The sequence below is a fragment of the Stenotrophomonas sp. STEN029 genome (genome assembly GCF_056760015.1).
Map to the genome: position 1 here is coordinate 57,292 of NZ_JBRREC010000009.1, position 15,740 is coordinate 73,031.

Genomic DNA, 15,740 nt, shown 5'->3' on the forward strand with positions numbered 1-15,740 from the left:
CGCAAGCAATGCGAGCCCCTCTCCCGTTTACGGGAGAGGGGTTGGGGTGAGGGGAAGCTCCTGGCAAGCAGAACCCAACCCACTCAATCCAAAAACCGCCCGCGTTGCTCCGCCGTCGGCAGAAAACAGCTCTCATGCCGCCCAAACCAGCGGTAGCGATTCCGCGCCAGCCAGCGATACGCAGGATCCCGCACGACAGCCGGCAACACCCGCGCAAGCCCAGCCAAGCGCCAAGCTCCACCCAATCCGGTCACCACCCGCAGAATCGCGTCTGTATCGGTGTAAGCAACACCATCAGAAACCAGCAGGAACGACAACGGATCGTCCGGATCCAGCCCGTGCGCAGCCAACAGCGCCCGCCCCTGCCCGCCCTGCATCGCCGCGAACCGGTAGCGACCGGCCCGATCGAACCGCAGCAGGAAACGCACCCAGCGGCTGCACAACGCGCAGACGCCATCAAACACGATTACCGCCGGCTCAGCCACGCACTTCCTCCGGCAACAGCCACCCTTCGTACCGGATCAGCCGCCCGATCAACGGCATCGACACATCCACCAGGAATTCATAGCGCCCGGCATGCTCACGCTCGCGGCACTGCACCTGCGCGAACCAGCGCGTCGGCAACGGCAACACACCGAATGCCCAGGCACGCTCGGCCCGCCACAGGATCTGGCCAGCTTCTTCGCGCAATCCGAAACGGAAGCGCACCGCGCCAAGCTGCTCGAACAGTTGTCCATCGCGCTGCCACAAGCGCGAAGCCATGCGCGCGGGGCCGAATCGGCGGTTCCAGCGTTCTCCGCTGGCATCAACCACGAACTCCACCGTCACCGGCACGCTGGAGGTTGGCGGCAGCCGCGCCAGCCAGGCGCAGGGCGCGACCAGCCAATGGCTGCCGCGCAGCACCTCGCCCTGCCCGTTCCAGCGCTGACGCGCAGGGATCGAGTGCAGCGCACGCACCTGCGGGGCCAAACGTTCAAACGCAGGACCCAGCACCTGTGCGAACAGCGGCGTGGTCAAGGCTCCATCCACACCAGGGTGGCGATACGGCCGCTGCGTTGGTCGCGACGGTGCGAGAACCAGCGCTGCGGGTCGGCCATGGTGCACAGGTCGCCGCCGTGGATCGCGGACGACTGCACGCCTGCAGCAACCAATCGCTGCCGCGCCAGCCCGGGGAGGTCCACTTTCCAGTGGCCAGGCCGGGTCGCAGTGAAGTGGCTCTCAGCGGCGCTGGAATGCGCCAGGAAGGCCTCGCGCACGTCCACGCCGACCTCGTACAGGGCCGGCCCTGCCGCGGGCCCTATCCACGCTACCAGCGCCTCGGCGGGCGTGTGCATCGCGGCCAGCGTGTTCTCCAGCATGCCGCGCGCCAATCCACCCCAGCCGGCATGGGCTGCCGCCACTTCGCTGCCGTCGCGGGCGGCGAACACCACCGGCAGGCAGTCAGCGGTGAGGATGGCCAGCACCACGCCGGGCACCGAGGTCACCGAGGCATCGGCGGTTGGCTCGGCGTCCAGCCCCTGCGCCTGCGGTGGCGCGTCGAAACGCAGCGCCACGCTGCTGTGCACCTGGCGCAACCAGTGCGCCGCAGACGGCAGCTTCGCCAGTTGATGCAGTTCATCGCGGTTGCGCTGCACCTGGGCCGGATCGTCGCCATCGGCGGCGGTCCGGTTACCCAGGTTGAAACTGTCAAACGGGAGCTGCGAGCCGCCTGCGCCATGGCGCATCGTGGTGAAGGCCCGCACCCCTGGGGGCGCGGGCCAGTCGGCCAGCCACAGCGGACTCGCCTCCGCCATTACCAGCGGCCCCGCTCGCGCTCGGCGAAGGCCTTGGAGTCCTCACGCAGCGCCTTCATCAGCGCCAGCAGATCGGCCGGTACCGGTGCGGTGTTGCTGATCGTCTCGCCGGTGATCGGGTGCTGGAACTCCAGCGTCTCGGCGTGCAGGGCCTGGCGCTTGAAGCCGCGCAGTGCCGCGACCAGCTCGTCGGTGGCGCCCTTGGGCAGCTTCAGCGAGCCGCCATACAGCGGGTCACCGACGATGGCGTGCTTCAGGTGCGCCATGTGCACGCGGATCTGGTGCGTACGGCCGGTTTCCAGGCGGCATTCCAGCGCTGTGTGGGCGCGGAAGCGTTCGCGCAGGCGGTAATGGGTCACCGCTTCCTTGCCGTCCTCGCGCACGCCCATCTTCAGGCGGTCGCGCGCATGGCGGTCGATCGGGGCATCAGCGGTACCGCCGGAGACCAGCGCGCCGACCACCACCGCCAGGTACTGGCGATGCACCTCGCGCGCGGACAGCTGCTCGACCAGCGCGGTCTGCGCCTGCACGGTACGGGCCACCACCATGACGCCGCTGGTGTCCTTGTCGAGGCGGTGGACCACGCCGGCGCGCGGCACCTTGGCGATGTCCGGGTCCCGGAACAGCAGCGCGTTGAGCAGGGTGCCGCTGGGGTTGCCGGCGCCGGGGTGGACCACCAGGCCGGCCGGCTTGTCGATCACGAACACATGCTCGTCCTCGTACAGGACCGACAAGGGGATGTCCTCTGGCAAGGCATGGACTTCGACCTCCAGCACCGCATTCAGGGTGGCGATCTCCCCACCGCGGACCGGGTCGCGCGGGCGCACGGGCTCGCCATCGAGCAGAACTGCGCCGGATTTGATCCATTCGGTCAGGCGCGAACGGGAGAATTCGGGGAACAATTCGGCCAGGACCGCATCGAAGCGACGACCGGCGGCGGAATCGGGAACCTGCGCGTGGCGCGGGCTGGAAGAGGTGTTCTCGGACATGGGCAAAGACCGGCTAAAGACGAAATTATGGGGTCCAGGCGACAACAGTCAGTCGCAGGACAGGCCACTAGGCTATCATCGCCCCTTCGTATTCCTGCCGCGTCCTGCCCTGAACCCATGATCCGACGCTCTTCGCTGCTGTCCGCGCCCGTCCGCCTCACCGCCCTGCTGCTGGTTTTGGTCTTCGTCGCCACTGGTTGCCACCGCGGCGCCAAGAAGGACGCCGATGAAGGCGCGCCGGTCGAACAACTGTTTGAAAAGAGCCACAAGCTGATGGAGGGCGGCAACTGGTCCGGCGCCGAAACCAGCTTCAAGCGCTTGATTGCACAGTACCCTTACGGCCCGTACACCGAGCAGGCGATGATCGAAAGCGCCTACGCCCAGTACAAGGCCGGCAAGAACGATGACGCCGTGTCGAGCATCGATCGCTTCATCCGCACCTACCCGACCCACCGCAACATCGCGTATCTGTACTACCTGCGCGGTCTTGCCAACGGCAACCGCGATACGGTTTTCCTGCGCCGCGTATGGTCGCTGGACCCAAGCCGCCGCGATCTGTCGACCCCGCGCCAGGCCTATGCCGATTTCAACATCGTCACCGAGCGCTACCCGAACAGCCGTTATGCCGCCGATGCGCGCCAGCGCATGGTCGAACTGCGCGATGTGTTCGCCCAGCATGAGCTTGATGACGCCCTGTACTACGCCCGTCGCGGCGCCTGGGTATCCGTGGTTGGCCGCGCCAACTACCTGCTGGAGACCTACCCGCAGAGCGCCTTCCAGTACGACGCCGTCGCGCTGCTCGGTGAGGCCTACACCAACCTTGGCAACAAGACCCTGGCCGACGACGCCCGCCGTGTGCTGCAGCTGAACCAGCCGGAGCACCCGTGGCTGGCCGGCAACTGGCCGAAGTACCCGTGGATGATCCGCAAGCTGAACCCGTTCGCAGGTGAGCGCTCGGTGGCCACCGGCCAGAGCAACGCCACGATGAACCGCGGCAAGTAAGCTGCTTCGGTAGTGGTGGTAATAGAAAGGGGCCGTTGGGCCCCTTTCTTGTTTTCGGGATTCGGCAGCGGGGAGTTGAGAGCTTTGGCTTTGGCTTTGGCTTTGGCTGTGGCTGTGGCTGTGGCTGTGGCTGTGGCTTTGCCTTTGGCCTTGACACTCCCTTCTCCCGCTTGCGGGGGAAGGTGCCCGGAGGGCGGATGGGGGGAGCTTTGGCCTTTGGCCTTTGGCCTTTGGCCTTTGGGCTTTGGGCTTTGGGCTTTGGGCTTTGGGCTTTGGGCTTTGGGCTTTGGAACTCCGGCAGTCGTTGCTCAGGTTCACCATCCCGGCTTCGCCCTGCCCTCACCCCAACCCCCGCTCCGCGCCCCGGCCCTTGCGCTGGCGCAAGGTCGTTCAAGGAGCAGCGAACCAGTGGTTCGCAAGCTGCTCCTCTCACCCCGCAAGCGGGAGAGGGGCTAGCAGTGCGCGCACTGGCAGTACGCCCAAAAAAAGCGGCCCCGTCTCCAGGGCCGCTCCACATCACTCAAACAACCTCAAACTCAGAAGCTCTGCGTGTAACGCATATACAACTGCCGACCGTAGCCGTTGTACAGATAGTTGTTGAAGTTGGTCGGCGAGTACGCCACGTCGTACACCGGCGCCTTGTTGGTCAGGTTGCGCACGCCCAGCGAGATGCTCGCCTTCCACGGAGTGTTGTAAGCGAATTGCAGGTCATGGGTGATGTAGGCCCCGCCGCAACGCTTCACGTAACCCTCGGACTTCAACTCCGAGCAGCTGTAATCGCCCTGGTAGTAGTCCACGTAGTAACCCGGCTCGTAGCCGATCATGTTCATGGTCCAGGCCACACTCCAATCGCCGCGCTCCCAGCGCGTGTTGAGGTTGGCACGCCATTCCGGATAACCGCTGGTGCCCACGTATTCGTCCGAACCGTAGCGACTGTCCACCTTGTAGCTGTGGGTCCAGGAACCCTGCAACGACGACGTCAGCTTGCCCCAGTTGTCGAAGTCGAACTGGGTGCGGATGTTGAGGTCCACACCATCGGTCTTGACCAGACCTTCATTGCCGTAGCCGGCATATACCGACTGGATCGAACCGTCGGTATTGCGCACCACCGACAGGTTGTCCGGCAGGAACTGGCCCAGCTCGGTACGGTTGATCACCGTCTGCGCGGAATACCACTTGATCTGGTTCTCGATCTTGGTATTCCAGTAGTCGACAGTGACATTGGCCCATGAGAACGGGTCATACACCACGCCAAAGCTGAACTGCTTGGACGTCTCGGCCTTCAGGTCCGGATTGGCGACATGGTAGCCATTGATCTGGATCGAGCTGGAAGCAGCCAAGCCGTAAGCCAGCGCCGTGGCTTCATCGGTCACCGTATCGGCAGAGAACGCGGTCTGCTGGTTCAGCGCCTGCAAGGTGGGCGCGCGGAAGCCTTCACCGTAGGAGGTACGGAAGGTCAGGTTCTGCAACGGCTGGTAGCGCAGCGACAGCTTGGGAGAGGTAGCGTCACCAAAGTCCGAATAATGGTCGTAACGCAGCGCCACGTCCGCCGAGAAATTGTTGAAGATCGGCAGGCTCCACTCGGCATAGACCGAACTCAGCGTGCGATCACCCCAGGCCGAGTTGCCGGAGGAACCACCAACATTGCCGGCGGCAGACTGCTGGTCGTAGATGTCCGAGTAGTCATGCTTGCTGTACTCGCCGCCGACCGCCAGCGCCGACACGCCGCCGGGCAACTCGAACAGATCCGTGGTCAACTGCGCGTTGACCTCCTGCTGCTTGTAGTAGGTATTGCGGTTGATGGTGGTGGCGATGGCGTCCAGCACCGCAGCCGAGTTGGAGTACGGATCAAACACGTTGTACTCGCCCGATTCGAAATATTTCTCCGCCACCGGGATGTTCACGTAGTTGTAGCCGGTGATGGTTGCGCGCGACTCATTGCTGCGCACGCCGAAATCAACCGCGGTGCTGTCAGTCAGCTGACCATGCAGGCTGAGGTTGACGTCATGGCTGTTCTCGTCGGTATAGGTGAAGCGATTACCCAAGGCGGCGAAGCGGTGCTTGATGTAAGCATCCTGGCCGGTGGTGTTGTTCGGGCTGTCGGCGCTGACGAAGATGCTTTCCGGCACCGGCGCGTAGACGCTGTCGCTGTTCTTGCGGTTGACGTAGATATCGGCGTTGACGGTCCAGACATCATCGATGCTGTACTCGCTGCGCAGGAACAGGTTCTTGTTCTTGATGCTGGCGGTATCAGCCATGTCGCCGACATAGTTGTACAGGCAGCTGGTACGGCCCGAGCTGCTGGTGCTCTCGTAGAAATTGGTGCCCGAGCAACCACCCGGCACCACCGAGCTGTTGTTGGTGTAGAGGTTGGAGCCGGGAATGGTGCTGCCATCGGCGGCCGTCAGCACATTGAGGTAGTTATTGGAATACGAGGAGCCAGCCACCGTATCGGACCACGGATAGTCGCGCACGAAGCTGATCTTCTGGTTGGTGTAGGAGATACCACCCATCACCGAGCCACGCTCACCTGCGGCACCAAACAGCACCGAGCCTTCCGATGCATCGCCACCGTACTTGTTGTCGGTGATGCCAGCGCTGACCTGGAACCCTTCGTAGTTCTTGCGAGTGATCACATTGACCACGCCACCAATGGCGTCGGCACCGTAGATCGCCGAAGCGCCGTCGGTCAGCACTTCGATGCGCTCCACTGCTGCCGCCGGAATCGAACTCAGGTCCTGCCCTTCGCCGGTCAACGGCGACACTGCCGCGCGGCGGCCGTCGATCAGGATCAGGGTACGACCTTCGCCCAGCCCGCGCAGGCTCAAGCCCGCGAACGATTGCGCCGAGCTGCCGGAGCTCGGCACGAACGAACCAAAGGAGTTGAAACTGGAGCTCTGCAGGATGTCGGCCACAGTGGCCTTTCCGCTTACTTCGATGTCCTCGCGGCCGATCACGGTAATCGGCAATGCACCTTCCACGTCTGCACGCTTGATGCGCGAACCGGTGATCTCGATGCGGTCCAGCGTGGTGGCGTTGCCGTTCGCTTGAGTTTCCTGCGCCAGCGTTGTTCCGCTGATGGACAGGCCAATGGCAACAACCAGGGCGCCCCGGCGCAGGCCGGAGTTCAACTTATTCTTTTTCATTGTTAGCGTGTTCCAGATGAAGAAGGACACGTCCTGATCGCTCAGAACCGTTACTGGGACGCTGCGCTGGATGACACCAATCGCATCGGCCTGACGGAAAATTAACGATCGAATTTCGCCGCTGTTTTTCGCTGCGTGGCAGCAGGCACGGTGATTCTTGTCATGCCGTGTCAGCCGGCCTCAAACGCGCCATGTGCGGCGCATGCATGCATAAAAAATGCCACTGACAGTGCAGTGGCAAGGAGAGAGAGATGAACCGGTGTTTTCTTGTGGCTCCATCCTGCACCCCCAACATGTTGAGAATTTGTCTAAAACCGACTTTATTTCGTGCACAGATTGCTGGATTGCCACACGTCAGGCGCCATCCAACCCGAACTGACATGGACCACCACATCCGCATCAGGGAAAGCGCACACTCAACGCGGCCTGAGAGGTCACAGTCCCAATGCGAGACAGACGGAAGGGGCCTGCTGGCCCCTTCCGTTTTCACCTGTCGGCGGCCAGACGATCAGCCGCGATAGCCATTGGTGATGGGATAGCGGCGCTCGCGGCCAAAAGCACGCCGCGACACCTTCGGTCCCGGCGCAGCCTGATGGCGCTTCCATTCGCTGATCCGCACCAGCTTCAGCACCCGGTCCACGACGTCCGGCGCATAACCGGCAGCAACAATGTCCTCGCGCGACTGTTCCTGGTCAATGAAGCGGTACAGGATGCCATCCAGTACATCGTAGGCCGGCAGTGAGTCCTGGTCGGTCTGGTTTTCCCGCAGCTCGGCCGAGGGTGCGCGGCTTATCACCGCGGGCGGAATCACCGGCGCGCCACCCACGGTATTGCGCCACTTGGACAGGCCGTAGACCTCCGTCTTGTACAGGTCCTTCAGCGGCGCATAGCCGCCGCACATGTCGCCGTAGATGGTGGCGTAGCCCACCGCGTACTCGCTCTTGTTGCCAGTCGTGAGCACCAGGCCGCCAAACTTGTTGCTCAACGCCATCAGGATCACGCCCCGGCTGCGCGACTGCAGGTTTTCTTCGGTGACATCGGCCGCCTGCCCTTCGAACATGGCCGACAACGACTGCATCAAGCCCCGGAACGCCGGCTCGATCGGCACCGTCTCCAGCTTTACACCGAGCGCACGGCATTGCTCCACCGCCAGGTCATTGGACAGGTCAGCGGTATAGCGCGACGGCATGCTGACTGCGGTGACGTTGTCGGCACCCAGCGCATCGACCGCCATCGCCAGCACCAGCGCCGAGTCGATGCCCCCTGACAGCCCCAGCCATACCTTGCTGAAACCGTTCTTGCCGCAATAGTCCTGAATGCCGCGGGTAACCGCGCGCCAGGCCAATGCATCCATGCTTTCATCGCCATCATCGATCCAGCGCAGCGGCATGAAATTGCGCCCAGCGACGTTGTATTCGACCACCAGCATTTCTTCGGTGAACGCCACGGCAGCCGGATGCACGGTGCCATCGCCATCGGCCACGACCGAAGCGCCATCAAACACCACCGCATCCTGGCCACCAACGGTGTTGACATACGCGATGGCCGCGCCGCTCTCGCGGCTGCGCTCGGCCAGCAGCGCATCGCGCTGGGCGTGCTTGCCACGTTCGTATGGCGAGGCGTTGGGCACCAGCACCAGTTCGGCGCCCGCTTTGACAGTGGCGGCCAGCGGTTCGGCGAACCACAGGTCTTCACATATCACCAGGCCCAATTTCACACCGTTGACCTCGAACACACAGTTGCCACCGTCCGGGTCCACGTCGAAGTAGCGTCGTTCGTCGAACACGGCGTAGTTGGGCAGCTCGCGCTTGCGGTAAGTAGTGGCGACGGCACCATCACGCAGCACACTGGCGGCGTTGTAGACCACCGCACCGACGCTCTGCGGCCAGCCCACCACAGCGACGATGCCCTGCACTTCGGCCGCGACCCTTGCCAAAGCCTGCTCGCAGCTGCTCAGGAAGCCGGGGCGCATCAGCAGGTCTTCCGGCGGATAGCCGCTGATGGCAAGTTCCGGGAACAGCACCACATCGGCACCGTATTCGTCACGCGCCTCCTGCATCAGTTCGATGATGCGGCTGGCGTTGCCGTCCACGTCCCCGACCGGGAAATCGAACTGGGCCAGGGCGATGCGTAGCGATTCGGACATATCAACAACCTTCTGCTTGGCCCCGCACCCTGCGGGGGCTTGGTGTTACCGATGCCGCACGCAGGATGCTTTCGCAGACCGCGGCGGTATGGCTCAGGGCCTCATTATTCCAGAAGCGCAGCACGCGGTAGCCGTTGCGTTGCAGGAAGGCGTCGCGATGGGGGTCGTTGGGGTCGGATGCGTGTTGGCCGCCGTCGAGTTCGATGACCAGTTTTTTGCTCCAGGCAGACGAAATCCACGACATAAGGCCCGATGGGGTGTTGCCGCCGGAACTTGAAGCCGACCAGGTGGCGGCCCCTGAGGAAATACCAGATGCGCCGCTCGGCATCGGTCATACGCCGGCGCAGGGCTCGGGCGCTGTTGGTTTTGCTGCCTTTGCGCATGGTTGCCTCCTTTGCAGGGAGACGATTACCTGGCAAGGCGGTGGTTGAAATCAGGGAAAGCGCGCTTTTGGATGTAACGATTTTGGGCTTTTGGGGCCCTGCCTTCGAGGTGACAGATAGCGATAGGAGAGGCTAATGGCAAGAAGCCAGAGCTTCCCCTCACCCCTACCCCTCTCCCGCAGGCGGGAGAGGGGAAAGCAACTGCCAGAGCTAGAACCAGAGCCACAGCCACACCCACACCCACAGCCAGAGCCAGAGCCAGAGCCAAGGCCACAGCCAAAGCCACAGCCAAAACCAAAGCCAAAGCCAAAGCCAAAGCCAAAACTAAAACCAAAGCCAAAGCCAGAGCCAGAGCCAGAGCCAGAGCTGAAGTCAAAGCTACAGCCAGTGCAAAAGATGAGCTTTAGCCAATGATCTAACGTCGACGTGGACTTCAACTCTGGCCGTGGCTTGAGCCCCGACCGCGGCTTTGGCTTTGGCTTTAGCTTTGGCTTTAGCTTTGGCTTTAGCTTTGGCTTTAGCTTTAGCTTTGGCTTTGGCTTTGGCTTTGGCTTTAGCTTTAGCTTTGGCTGTGGCTGTGGCTTCGGCTGTCCCCTCTCCCGCCTGCGGGAGAGGGGTAGGGGTGAGGGCAGGCTCTTGGACGTTGCTTCTGTTCTTGGCTTTTACCCCCGATCACCCAACCCCAAAAACAAGAAAGGCCACCCGAAGGTGGCCTTTCTCAAATCACTGAAGCGCAGTCTTACTTGACCAGCTTCGCGATGGCAGCGCCCAGGTCGCCCGGCGAACGGACGGTGACAACGCCAGCAGCTTCCATCGCCGCGAACTTGCCCTCAGCCGTGCCCTTGCCGCCCGATGCGATCGCACCAGCGTGGCCCATGCGCTTGCCGGCCGGAGCCGAAGCACCTGCGATGAAGCCGACAACCGGCTTCTTCACGTGGTTCTTGATGTACTCGGCACCGGCTTCTTCAGCGTCGCCACCGATTTCGCCAACCATGATGATGCCTTCGGTCTGCGGGTCTTCGTTGAACAGCTTCAGGCAGTCAACGAAGTTCAGGCCGTTGATCGGGTCGCCGCCGATGCCGATGCAGGTCGACTGGCCCAGGCCCACTTCCGTGGTCTGCTTGACCGCTTCATAGGTCAGGGTGCCCGAACGCGACACGATGCCGATCTTGCCCGGCATGTGGATGTGGCCCGGCATGATGCCGATCTTGCACTCGCCCGGGGTGATCACGCCGGGGCAGTTCGGCCCGATCAGCACGGTGTCCGGATGCGAACGGGTCAGCACGTTCTTGACGCGCAGCATGTCCAGCACCGGGATGCCTTCGGTGATGCAGACGATGACCTTGATGCCGGCAGCAGCGGCTTCCAGGATCGCGTCAGCCGCGTACGGCGGCGGCACGTAGATGACCGAAGCATTGGCGCCGGTGCTCTGCACGGCATCGGCCACGGTGTTGAACACCGGCAGGTCGATGTGGGTGGTGCCACCCTTGCCCGGGGTCACGCCGCCGACAACCTGGGTGCCGTACTCGATCATCTGAGTGGCGTGGAAGGTGCCCTGCTGGCCGGTAAAGCCCTGCACGATCACCTTGGTGTTCTTGTTGATCAAAACTGACATTGGATTTCCTTCGGTGTCGGATCAGGCGGCGTTCTTGACAGCTTCAACGATCTTCTTGGCGCCATCGTTGATGTTGTCAGCCGGGATGATGGCCATGCCGCTGTCACGCAGCAGCTGCTTGCCTTCTTCCACGTTGGTGCCTTCCAGGCGCACCACCACCGGAACCTTGACGCCAACTTCCTTCACGGCGGCGATGATGCCTTCGGCAATCATGTCGCAGCGGACGATGCCGCCGAAGATGTTGACGAAGATGCCTTCGACCTTGTCCGAGGACAGGATCAGCTTGAAGGCTTCAATGACGCGCTGCTTGTTGGCACCGCCGCCCACGTCCAGGAAGTTCGCCGGCTCGCCGCCGTTGAGCTTGATGACGTCCATGGTGGCCATGGCCAGGCCTGCGCCGTTGACCATGCAGCCGATGTTGCCGTCCATGGTGACGTAGTTGATGTCCAGCTCCGAAGCGATCACTTCGGTCGGGTCTTCCTGGGTCTTGTCGCGCATGGCGACCAGCGCCTTCTGGCGGAACGCGGCGTTGTCGTCGCTGTCGAACTTGCCGTCCAGCGCGTACAGGTTGCCGTCGTCCAGGATGGCCAGCGGGTTGATTTCAACCAGCGCCAGGTCCTTTTCGTTGAACAGGCGGTACAGGTTGACCATGATGCTGGCGAACTGGCCAGCCTGCTTGGCGGTCAGGCCCAGCTTGAAGCCGAAATCACGACCGTGGTAACCCTGCACGCCTTCAACGAAATCGACGTTGAGCGAGTGGATCAGTTCCGGGGTCTCGGCAGCAACCTGCTCGATCTCCACGCCGCCTTCCGAAGAAGCGATGTAGGTGATGGTCTTGGTGCCACGGTCAACCAGCACCGACAGGTACAGCTCCTTGACGATCTCACCGGCGGTGGTCACCAGCACCAGGTTGACCGGCAGCTCGACGCCTGCGGTCTGGTAGGTGGCCATCTTGGTGCCGAGCATCTTGGCCGCAGCGGCCTTGACGTCGTCGGTGGTCTTGCAGAACTTGACGCCGCCAGCCTTGCCGCGGCCGCCAGCGTGGATCTGGGCCTTGACCATCCAGGGGCCTTGGCCCAGCGACTGGGCAGCAGCTACAGCCTCGTCCGGGGTCGCAGCGACCTTGCCGGCCGGGACCGGGATGCCGTATTCGGCAAGCAGTTGTTTTGACTGGTACTCGTGGAAATTCATGCGTCACCGTGGGAATAGGAACGACCGCACGCATCTCCTCGGGCCCCGGCTTGGGGGCGCCGGCAAGGACTGCGGCGGGCCCACTATTGTGGCCGAGCCAGCGCCGGGGCGCAAAGAAGTCTGTACAAATGGCCAAGCGCGGCATGTTTTCTGGCTATTTTTCAGCAACTTGCCTCTGAATAGGGGGCGCCGCGCGCGCGTCGTACAGCAGCCCGTGCGCACCTATACTTGGTGGGTTAACGCTTGGATAGGAGTTCCGGCTTGGCCCCCAGCACCTCGCTCATAGACCGCATCGAATCGATACCGCGTCGCGAGCTGTATTTCTTCGCGCTGTACCGGGTGCTGATCGCCACCCTGCTGGCCGCGCTGGTCTTCAGCCCGCTGACGCCGTTCGCTGGCGAGGCGCACCAGCTGCAGCTGGCCGAAGCCGTCACCATCCTCTATCTGCTGGTCGCACTCGCGCTGTTGGCCTGGGGCCGCAACGAGCGCTGGTTGCAACCGATCGTGTTCGGCAGCCTGCTGGTCGACATCACCGCAGCCACCCTGCTGAGCCATGCCCTGCCCGGCGCCAGCGCCGGCATCTCGATGTCGCTGCTGTTCAACATCGCCGCGGCGGCCCTGTTGCTGCCGCTGTCGCGCGCCATGCTGCTGGCGCTGCTCGCCGCTGCCGCCAGCGTCAGCGAATACGTGTGGCAGGCATTCGAAGGCAGCGACAACCTGCGTACGCTGGCCGAGCTGGCGATGTTCGTCACCAGCTATCTTGCACTGGCCTTCATCGCCTACCAGATCGGCAGCCGCACCCGCCGCACCCAGCAGTTGGCCGACCAGCGCGGCGCCGAGGTGGCCAACCTGTTCGAAGTGAACGAACTGATCATCCGCCGCATGCGTACCGGCGTGCTGGTGGTGGACACCAACGGCCAGATCACCCTCGCCAACGAAGCGGCGACCGCCCTGCTCGGTGACATGGAGGGCGCGCTGGCCACCGAGCGTGTCGCCCTGAACATCGCGTCGCCTGAACTGGCGCGGCGCCTGCAACGCTGGCGCAATGGCTGGCATGAAGACGAACAACCGCTGCAACTGGCCCCGGAGCAGGCCGAAGTACTACCGCGCTTTGCTCGCCTGCTGGCCGACAGCGACATGTCGCTGATCTTCCTGGACGACACCACCGTGGTCTCGCGCCGGGCCGAATCACTGACCCTGTCCACCCTTGGCCGGTTCTCGGCCAGCCTGGCGCATGAGATCCGCAACCCGCTGGCAGCCATCAACTATGCCACCCAGCTGTTGGAGGAGTCCGAGGACATAGGCGAGGCCGACCGGCGCCTGCTGCAGATCATCCATCATCAATGCCAACGCACCAACGGCATCGTCGAGAGCGTGCTGGCGCTGGCCCGACGCGAACGGGCAAATCCCGAGAATCTGGACCTGGCCGCCTTCGTCCGCCGTTTCGTGATCGAATACCGGCAGACCCTGTCATTGGAGAACGACAGCCTGGAAGCGGTGATCCGCGAGCCATCGGTGATAGCGATGATCGACCCCCGGCACCTGCACCAGGTGTTGACCGCGCTGGTCCACAACGCCCTCAAATATGGCCGGATCGCCGACGAACCGGCACGGATCCGCATCCGTGTCGCCTCGGCCGACCGCAACGCGGTCATCGACATCATGGACCGCGGCCCGGGCATTCCTGATGCCATCGCCAGCCAGCTGTTCCGGCCGTTCTACACCACCTCCGAACATGGCACCGGCCTGGGCCTGTACATCGCCCGCGAGCTTTGCCGGGCCAACCAGGCCCAGTTGGACTATGTGTCGATTCCCGCTGGCGGTGCCTGCTTCCGGCTGACCCTGAGCGTCCCGAAAACCGCGTTCGCCCGCGGCGAGCGCCAATGAGCGGTTTCTGGATGCAATCGTTTGTAGACACACCTCCACCTCGGCTATCGTTCCATTCATGAACGCAACACATAGCGCCCTGATCGTCGATGACGAACGCGACATCCGCGAGCTGCTGGTCCTTACCCTTGGCCGGATGGGCTTACGGATCAGTACCGCCGCCAACCTCGCCGAGGCCCGGGAACTGCTGGCCAGCAACCATTTCGACCTGTGCCTGACCGACATGCGCCTGCCCGACGGCAATGGCATCGAGCTGGTCACCGAGATCAACCGCGACCATCCTTCCACTCCCGTGGCGATGATCACTGCCTTTGGCAGCATGGACCTGGCGGTGGAAGCCCTGAAAGCCGGCGCCTTCGATTTCGTCAGCAAGCCGGTGGACATCAATGTGCTGCGCGGCCTGGTCCGGCATGCCATCGAATTGAACAACGAAGCCCGTCCCAGCACCCCGCCACCGCCGGAAAACGCCACCCGTCTGCTCGGTAGCTCGCCGGCAATGGATGAGCTGCGCGCCACCATCAGCAAAGTCGCACGCAGCCAGGCACCGGTCTATATCCTGGGCGAATCGGGCGTCGGCAAGGAACTGGTCGCCCGTACCATCCACGACCAGGGCGCGCGCGCGGCCGGCCCGTTCATCCCGGTCAACTGCGGTGCCATCCCCAGCGAACTGATGGAGAGCGAGTTCTTCGGCCATCGCAAGGGCAGCTTCACCGGCGCCCACGCCGACAAGCCCGGCCTGTTCCAGGCAGCCAGTGGCGGCACTTTGTTCCTGGATGAAGTGGCCGAACTGCCACTGCAGATGCAGGTCAAGCTGCTGCGCGCAATCCAGGAAAAATCGGTACGCCCGGTAGGCGCCGCCACCGAAGTCACCGTGGACGTGCGCATCCTCTCGGCCACCCACAAAGACCTGGGCACACTGGTACAGGACGGGCGCTTCCGCCACGACCTGTACTACCGCATCAACGTCATTGAATTGCGGGTACCACCGCTACGCGAACGCCGCGGTGACCTGCCGCAACTCGCGAGCACCATCCTGAATCGTCTGGCGCTGGCACAGGGGCAAAAGCCACCACGACTGGCGGCGTCGGCACTGGAGGCCTTGGATGCCTACTCCTTCCCGGGCAATGTGCGCGAACTGGAGAACATCCTTGAGCGCTCACTGGCCCTGGCGGACAGCGACTGCATCGACGCCAGCGACCTGCGCTTGCCACAGCCGCAAAGCGCCACGCCACGCGTTCCCAGCAGCGAGCCCCCGGCACCTGCTGCCGTCCCCCAGGAAGCCGTTGTCGACATCGACCCGGCCAGCGCCGCCCTGCCCTCCTACATCGAGCAGATGGAACGCACGGTGATCCAGAAGGCCCTGGAAGAAAACCGCTGGAACAAGACCAAGACCGCAGCCCAGCTCGGCATCACCTTCCGCGCCCTGCGCTACAAGCTGAAAAAGCTGGGCATGGAATAAGCAAGCCCCCGAAAACCAGGTAGAGCAGGGCCATGCTCGGCAACGAGCAACCCTGTAGTGCCGAGCCATGCTCAGCTGGGGGCTGCACCTGTAGTGTCGAGCCATGCTCGGCAGAAGCTCTCCCGGTAA

12 protein-coding genes and 1 pseudogene are annotated in these 15,740 nt (G+C 63.3%); 4 read left to right on the forward strand and 9 right to left on the reverse strand.

Annotated features, from left to right (window positions below):
* Positions 1-83: 83 nt before the first annotated feature.
* The 4 genes from ACVOLI_RS03605 to rluD are packed head-to-tail and all read right to left on the reverse strand — an operon-like array spanning position 84 to position 2,782.
* Positions 84-485 carry a thiol-disulfide oxidoreductase DCC family protein gene (locus ACVOLI_RS03605; RefSeq protein ID WP_481533558.1) on the reverse strand — a complete coding sequence of 134 codons (402 nt, stop codon included), beginning with the start codon at positions 483-485 and terminating at the stop codon, positions 84-86.
* Entirely contained in the window at positions 478-1,017 is a 540-nt protein-coding gene (locus ACVOLI_RS03610) for a DUF4166 domain-containing protein (protein WP_481533559.1), read from the reverse strand. Before ACVOLI_RS03610 ends, ACVOLI_RS03605 begins: the two co-directional genes overlap by 8 nt.
* Complete coding sequence (pgeF, locus tag ACVOLI_RS03615; RefSeq protein ID WP_481533560.1) at positions 1,014-1,793, reverse strand: peptidoglycan editing factor PgeF; 780 nt, start codon at positions 1,791-1,793, stop codon at positions 1,014-1,016. The genes ACVOLI_RS03610 and pgeF overlap by 4 nt, the downstream gene beginning before the upstream one ends.
* Positions 1,793-2,782: a 23S rRNA pseudouridine(1911/1915/1917) synthase RluD gene (gene rluD / locus ACVOLI_RS03620; protein ID WP_481533561.1), complete on the reverse strand. Its 990-nt coding sequence runs from the start codon at positions 2,780-2,782 to the stop codon at positions 1,793-1,795. Before rluD ends, pgeF begins: the two co-directional genes overlap by 1 nt.
* Before the next feature lie 117 nt (positions 2,783-2,899).
* Here rluD and ACVOLI_RS03625 point away from each other — a divergent pair, with 117 nt between their 5' ends.
* Positions 2,900-3,784 carry an outer membrane protein assembly factor BamD gene (locus ACVOLI_RS03625; protein WP_296252643.1) on the forward strand — a complete coding sequence of 295 codons (885 nt, stop codon included), beginning with the start codon at positions 2,900-2,902 and terminating at the stop codon, positions 3,782-3,784.
* Between the two features lie 536 nt (positions 3,785-4,320).
* Here the strand turns inward: ACVOLI_RS03625 and ACVOLI_RS03630 are convergent.
* The 3 genes and pseudogenes from ACVOLI_RS03630 to ACVOLI_RS03640 all read right to left on the reverse strand — a co-directional run bounded on the left by ACVOLI_RS03630 (position 4,321) and on the right by ACVOLI_RS03640 (position 9,459).
* Complete coding sequence (locus ACVOLI_RS03630) at positions 4,321-6,930, reverse strand: TonB-dependent receptor (protein ID WP_296246999.1); 2,610 nt, start codon at positions 6,928-6,930, stop codon at positions 4,321-4,323.
* A 508-nt stretch (positions 6,931-7,438) separates the two neighbouring features.
* Positions 7,439-9,076, reverse strand: a complete 1,638-nt coding sequence (locus ACVOLI_RS03635) for an NAD+ synthase (protein ID WP_481533562.1) — start codon at positions 9,074-9,076, stop codon at positions 7,439-7,441.
* Between the two features lies 1 nt (position 9,077).
* Positions 9,078-9,459, reverse strand: a pseudogene (locus tag ACVOLI_RS03640) (endonuclease domain-containing protein).
* 426 nt (positions 9,460-9,885) lie between these two features.
* Between ACVOLI_RS03640 and ACVOLI_RS03645 the strand changes: the two are divergent.
* Entirely contained in the window at positions 9,886-10,206 is a 321-nt protein-coding gene (locus tag ACVOLI_RS03645; RefSeq protein ID WP_481533563.1) for a hypothetical protein, read from the forward strand.
* On the opposite strand, the gene sucD is transcribed toward ACVOLI_RS03645, so the two are convergent.
* Positions 10,199-11,074: a succinate--CoA ligase subunit alpha gene (sucD, locus tag ACVOLI_RS03650; RefSeq protein ID WP_282267250.1), complete on the reverse strand. Its 876-nt coding sequence runs from the start codon at positions 11,072-11,074 to the stop codon at positions 10,199-10,201. The two genes, ACVOLI_RS03645 and sucD, sit on opposite strands and share 8 nt — an antisense overlap.
* 21 nt (positions 11,075-11,095) lie before the next feature.
* The gene (sucC, locus tag ACVOLI_RS03655) at positions 11,096-12,265 is read right to left on the reverse strand and encodes an ADP-forming succinate--CoA ligase subunit beta (RefSeq protein ID WP_057629765.1); all 1,170 of its coding nucleotides are present in this window, start codon (positions 12,263-12,265) and stop codon (positions 11,096-11,098) included.
* Positions 12,266-12,526: 261 nt separating this feature from the next.
* Between sucC and ACVOLI_RS03660 the strand changes: the two genes are divergently transcribed.
* Together ACVOLI_RS03660 and ACVOLI_RS03665 are read left to right on the forward strand one after the other, a co-directional pair.
* On the forward strand, positions 12,527-14,152 hold the full coding sequence (locus ACVOLI_RS03660; RefSeq protein WP_481533564.1) for a sensor histidine kinase: 1,626 nt from the start codon (positions 12,527-12,529) through the stop codon (positions 14,150-14,152).
* A gap of 58 nt (positions 14,153-14,210) precedes the next feature.
* Positions 14,211-15,611 (forward strand): sigma-54-dependent transcriptional regulator, encoded by a 1,401-nt coding sequence (locus ACVOLI_RS03665; protein ID WP_481533565.1) that lies wholly within the window; start codon positions 14,211-14,213, stop codon positions 15,609-15,611.
* Positions 15,612-15,740: the final 129 nt, after the last annotated feature.

What these genes read in the sequence shown, in the direction of transcription:
- ACVOLI_RS03665 (WP_481533565.1), top strand. Translation starts at nt 14,211, where the DNA reads ATGAACGCAACACATAGCGCCCTGATCGTCGATGACGAACGCGACATC.
- ACVOLI_RS03635 (WP_481533562.1), bottom strand. Translation starts at nt 9,076, where the DNA reads ATGTCCGAATCGCTACGCATCGCCCTGGCCCAGTTCGATTTCCCGGTC.
- pgeF (WP_481533560.1), bottom strand. Translation starts at nt 1,793, where the DNA reads ATGGCGGAGGCGAGTCCGCTGTGGCTGGCCGACTGGCCCGCGCCCCCA.
- rluD (WP_481533561.1), bottom strand. Translation starts at nt 2,782, where the DNA reads ATGTCCGAGAACACCTCTTCCAGCCCGCGCCACGCGCAGGTTCCCGAT.
- sucD (WP_282267250.1), bottom strand. Translation starts at nt 11,074, where the DNA reads ATGTCAGTTTTGATCAACAAGAACACCAAGGTGATCGTGCAGGGCTTT.
- sucC (WP_057629765.1), bottom strand. Translation starts at nt 12,265, where the DNA reads ATGAATTTCCACGAGTACCAGTCAAAACAACTGCTTGCCGAATACGGC.
- ACVOLI_RS03630 (WP_296246999.1), bottom strand. Translation starts at nt 6,930, where the DNA reads ATGAAAAAGAATAAGTTGAACTCCGGCCTGCGCCGGGGCGCCCTGGTT.
- ACVOLI_RS03625 (WP_296252643.1), top strand. Translation starts at nt 2,900, where the DNA reads ATGATCCGACGCTCTTCGCTGCTGTCCGCGCCCGTCCGCCTCACCGCC.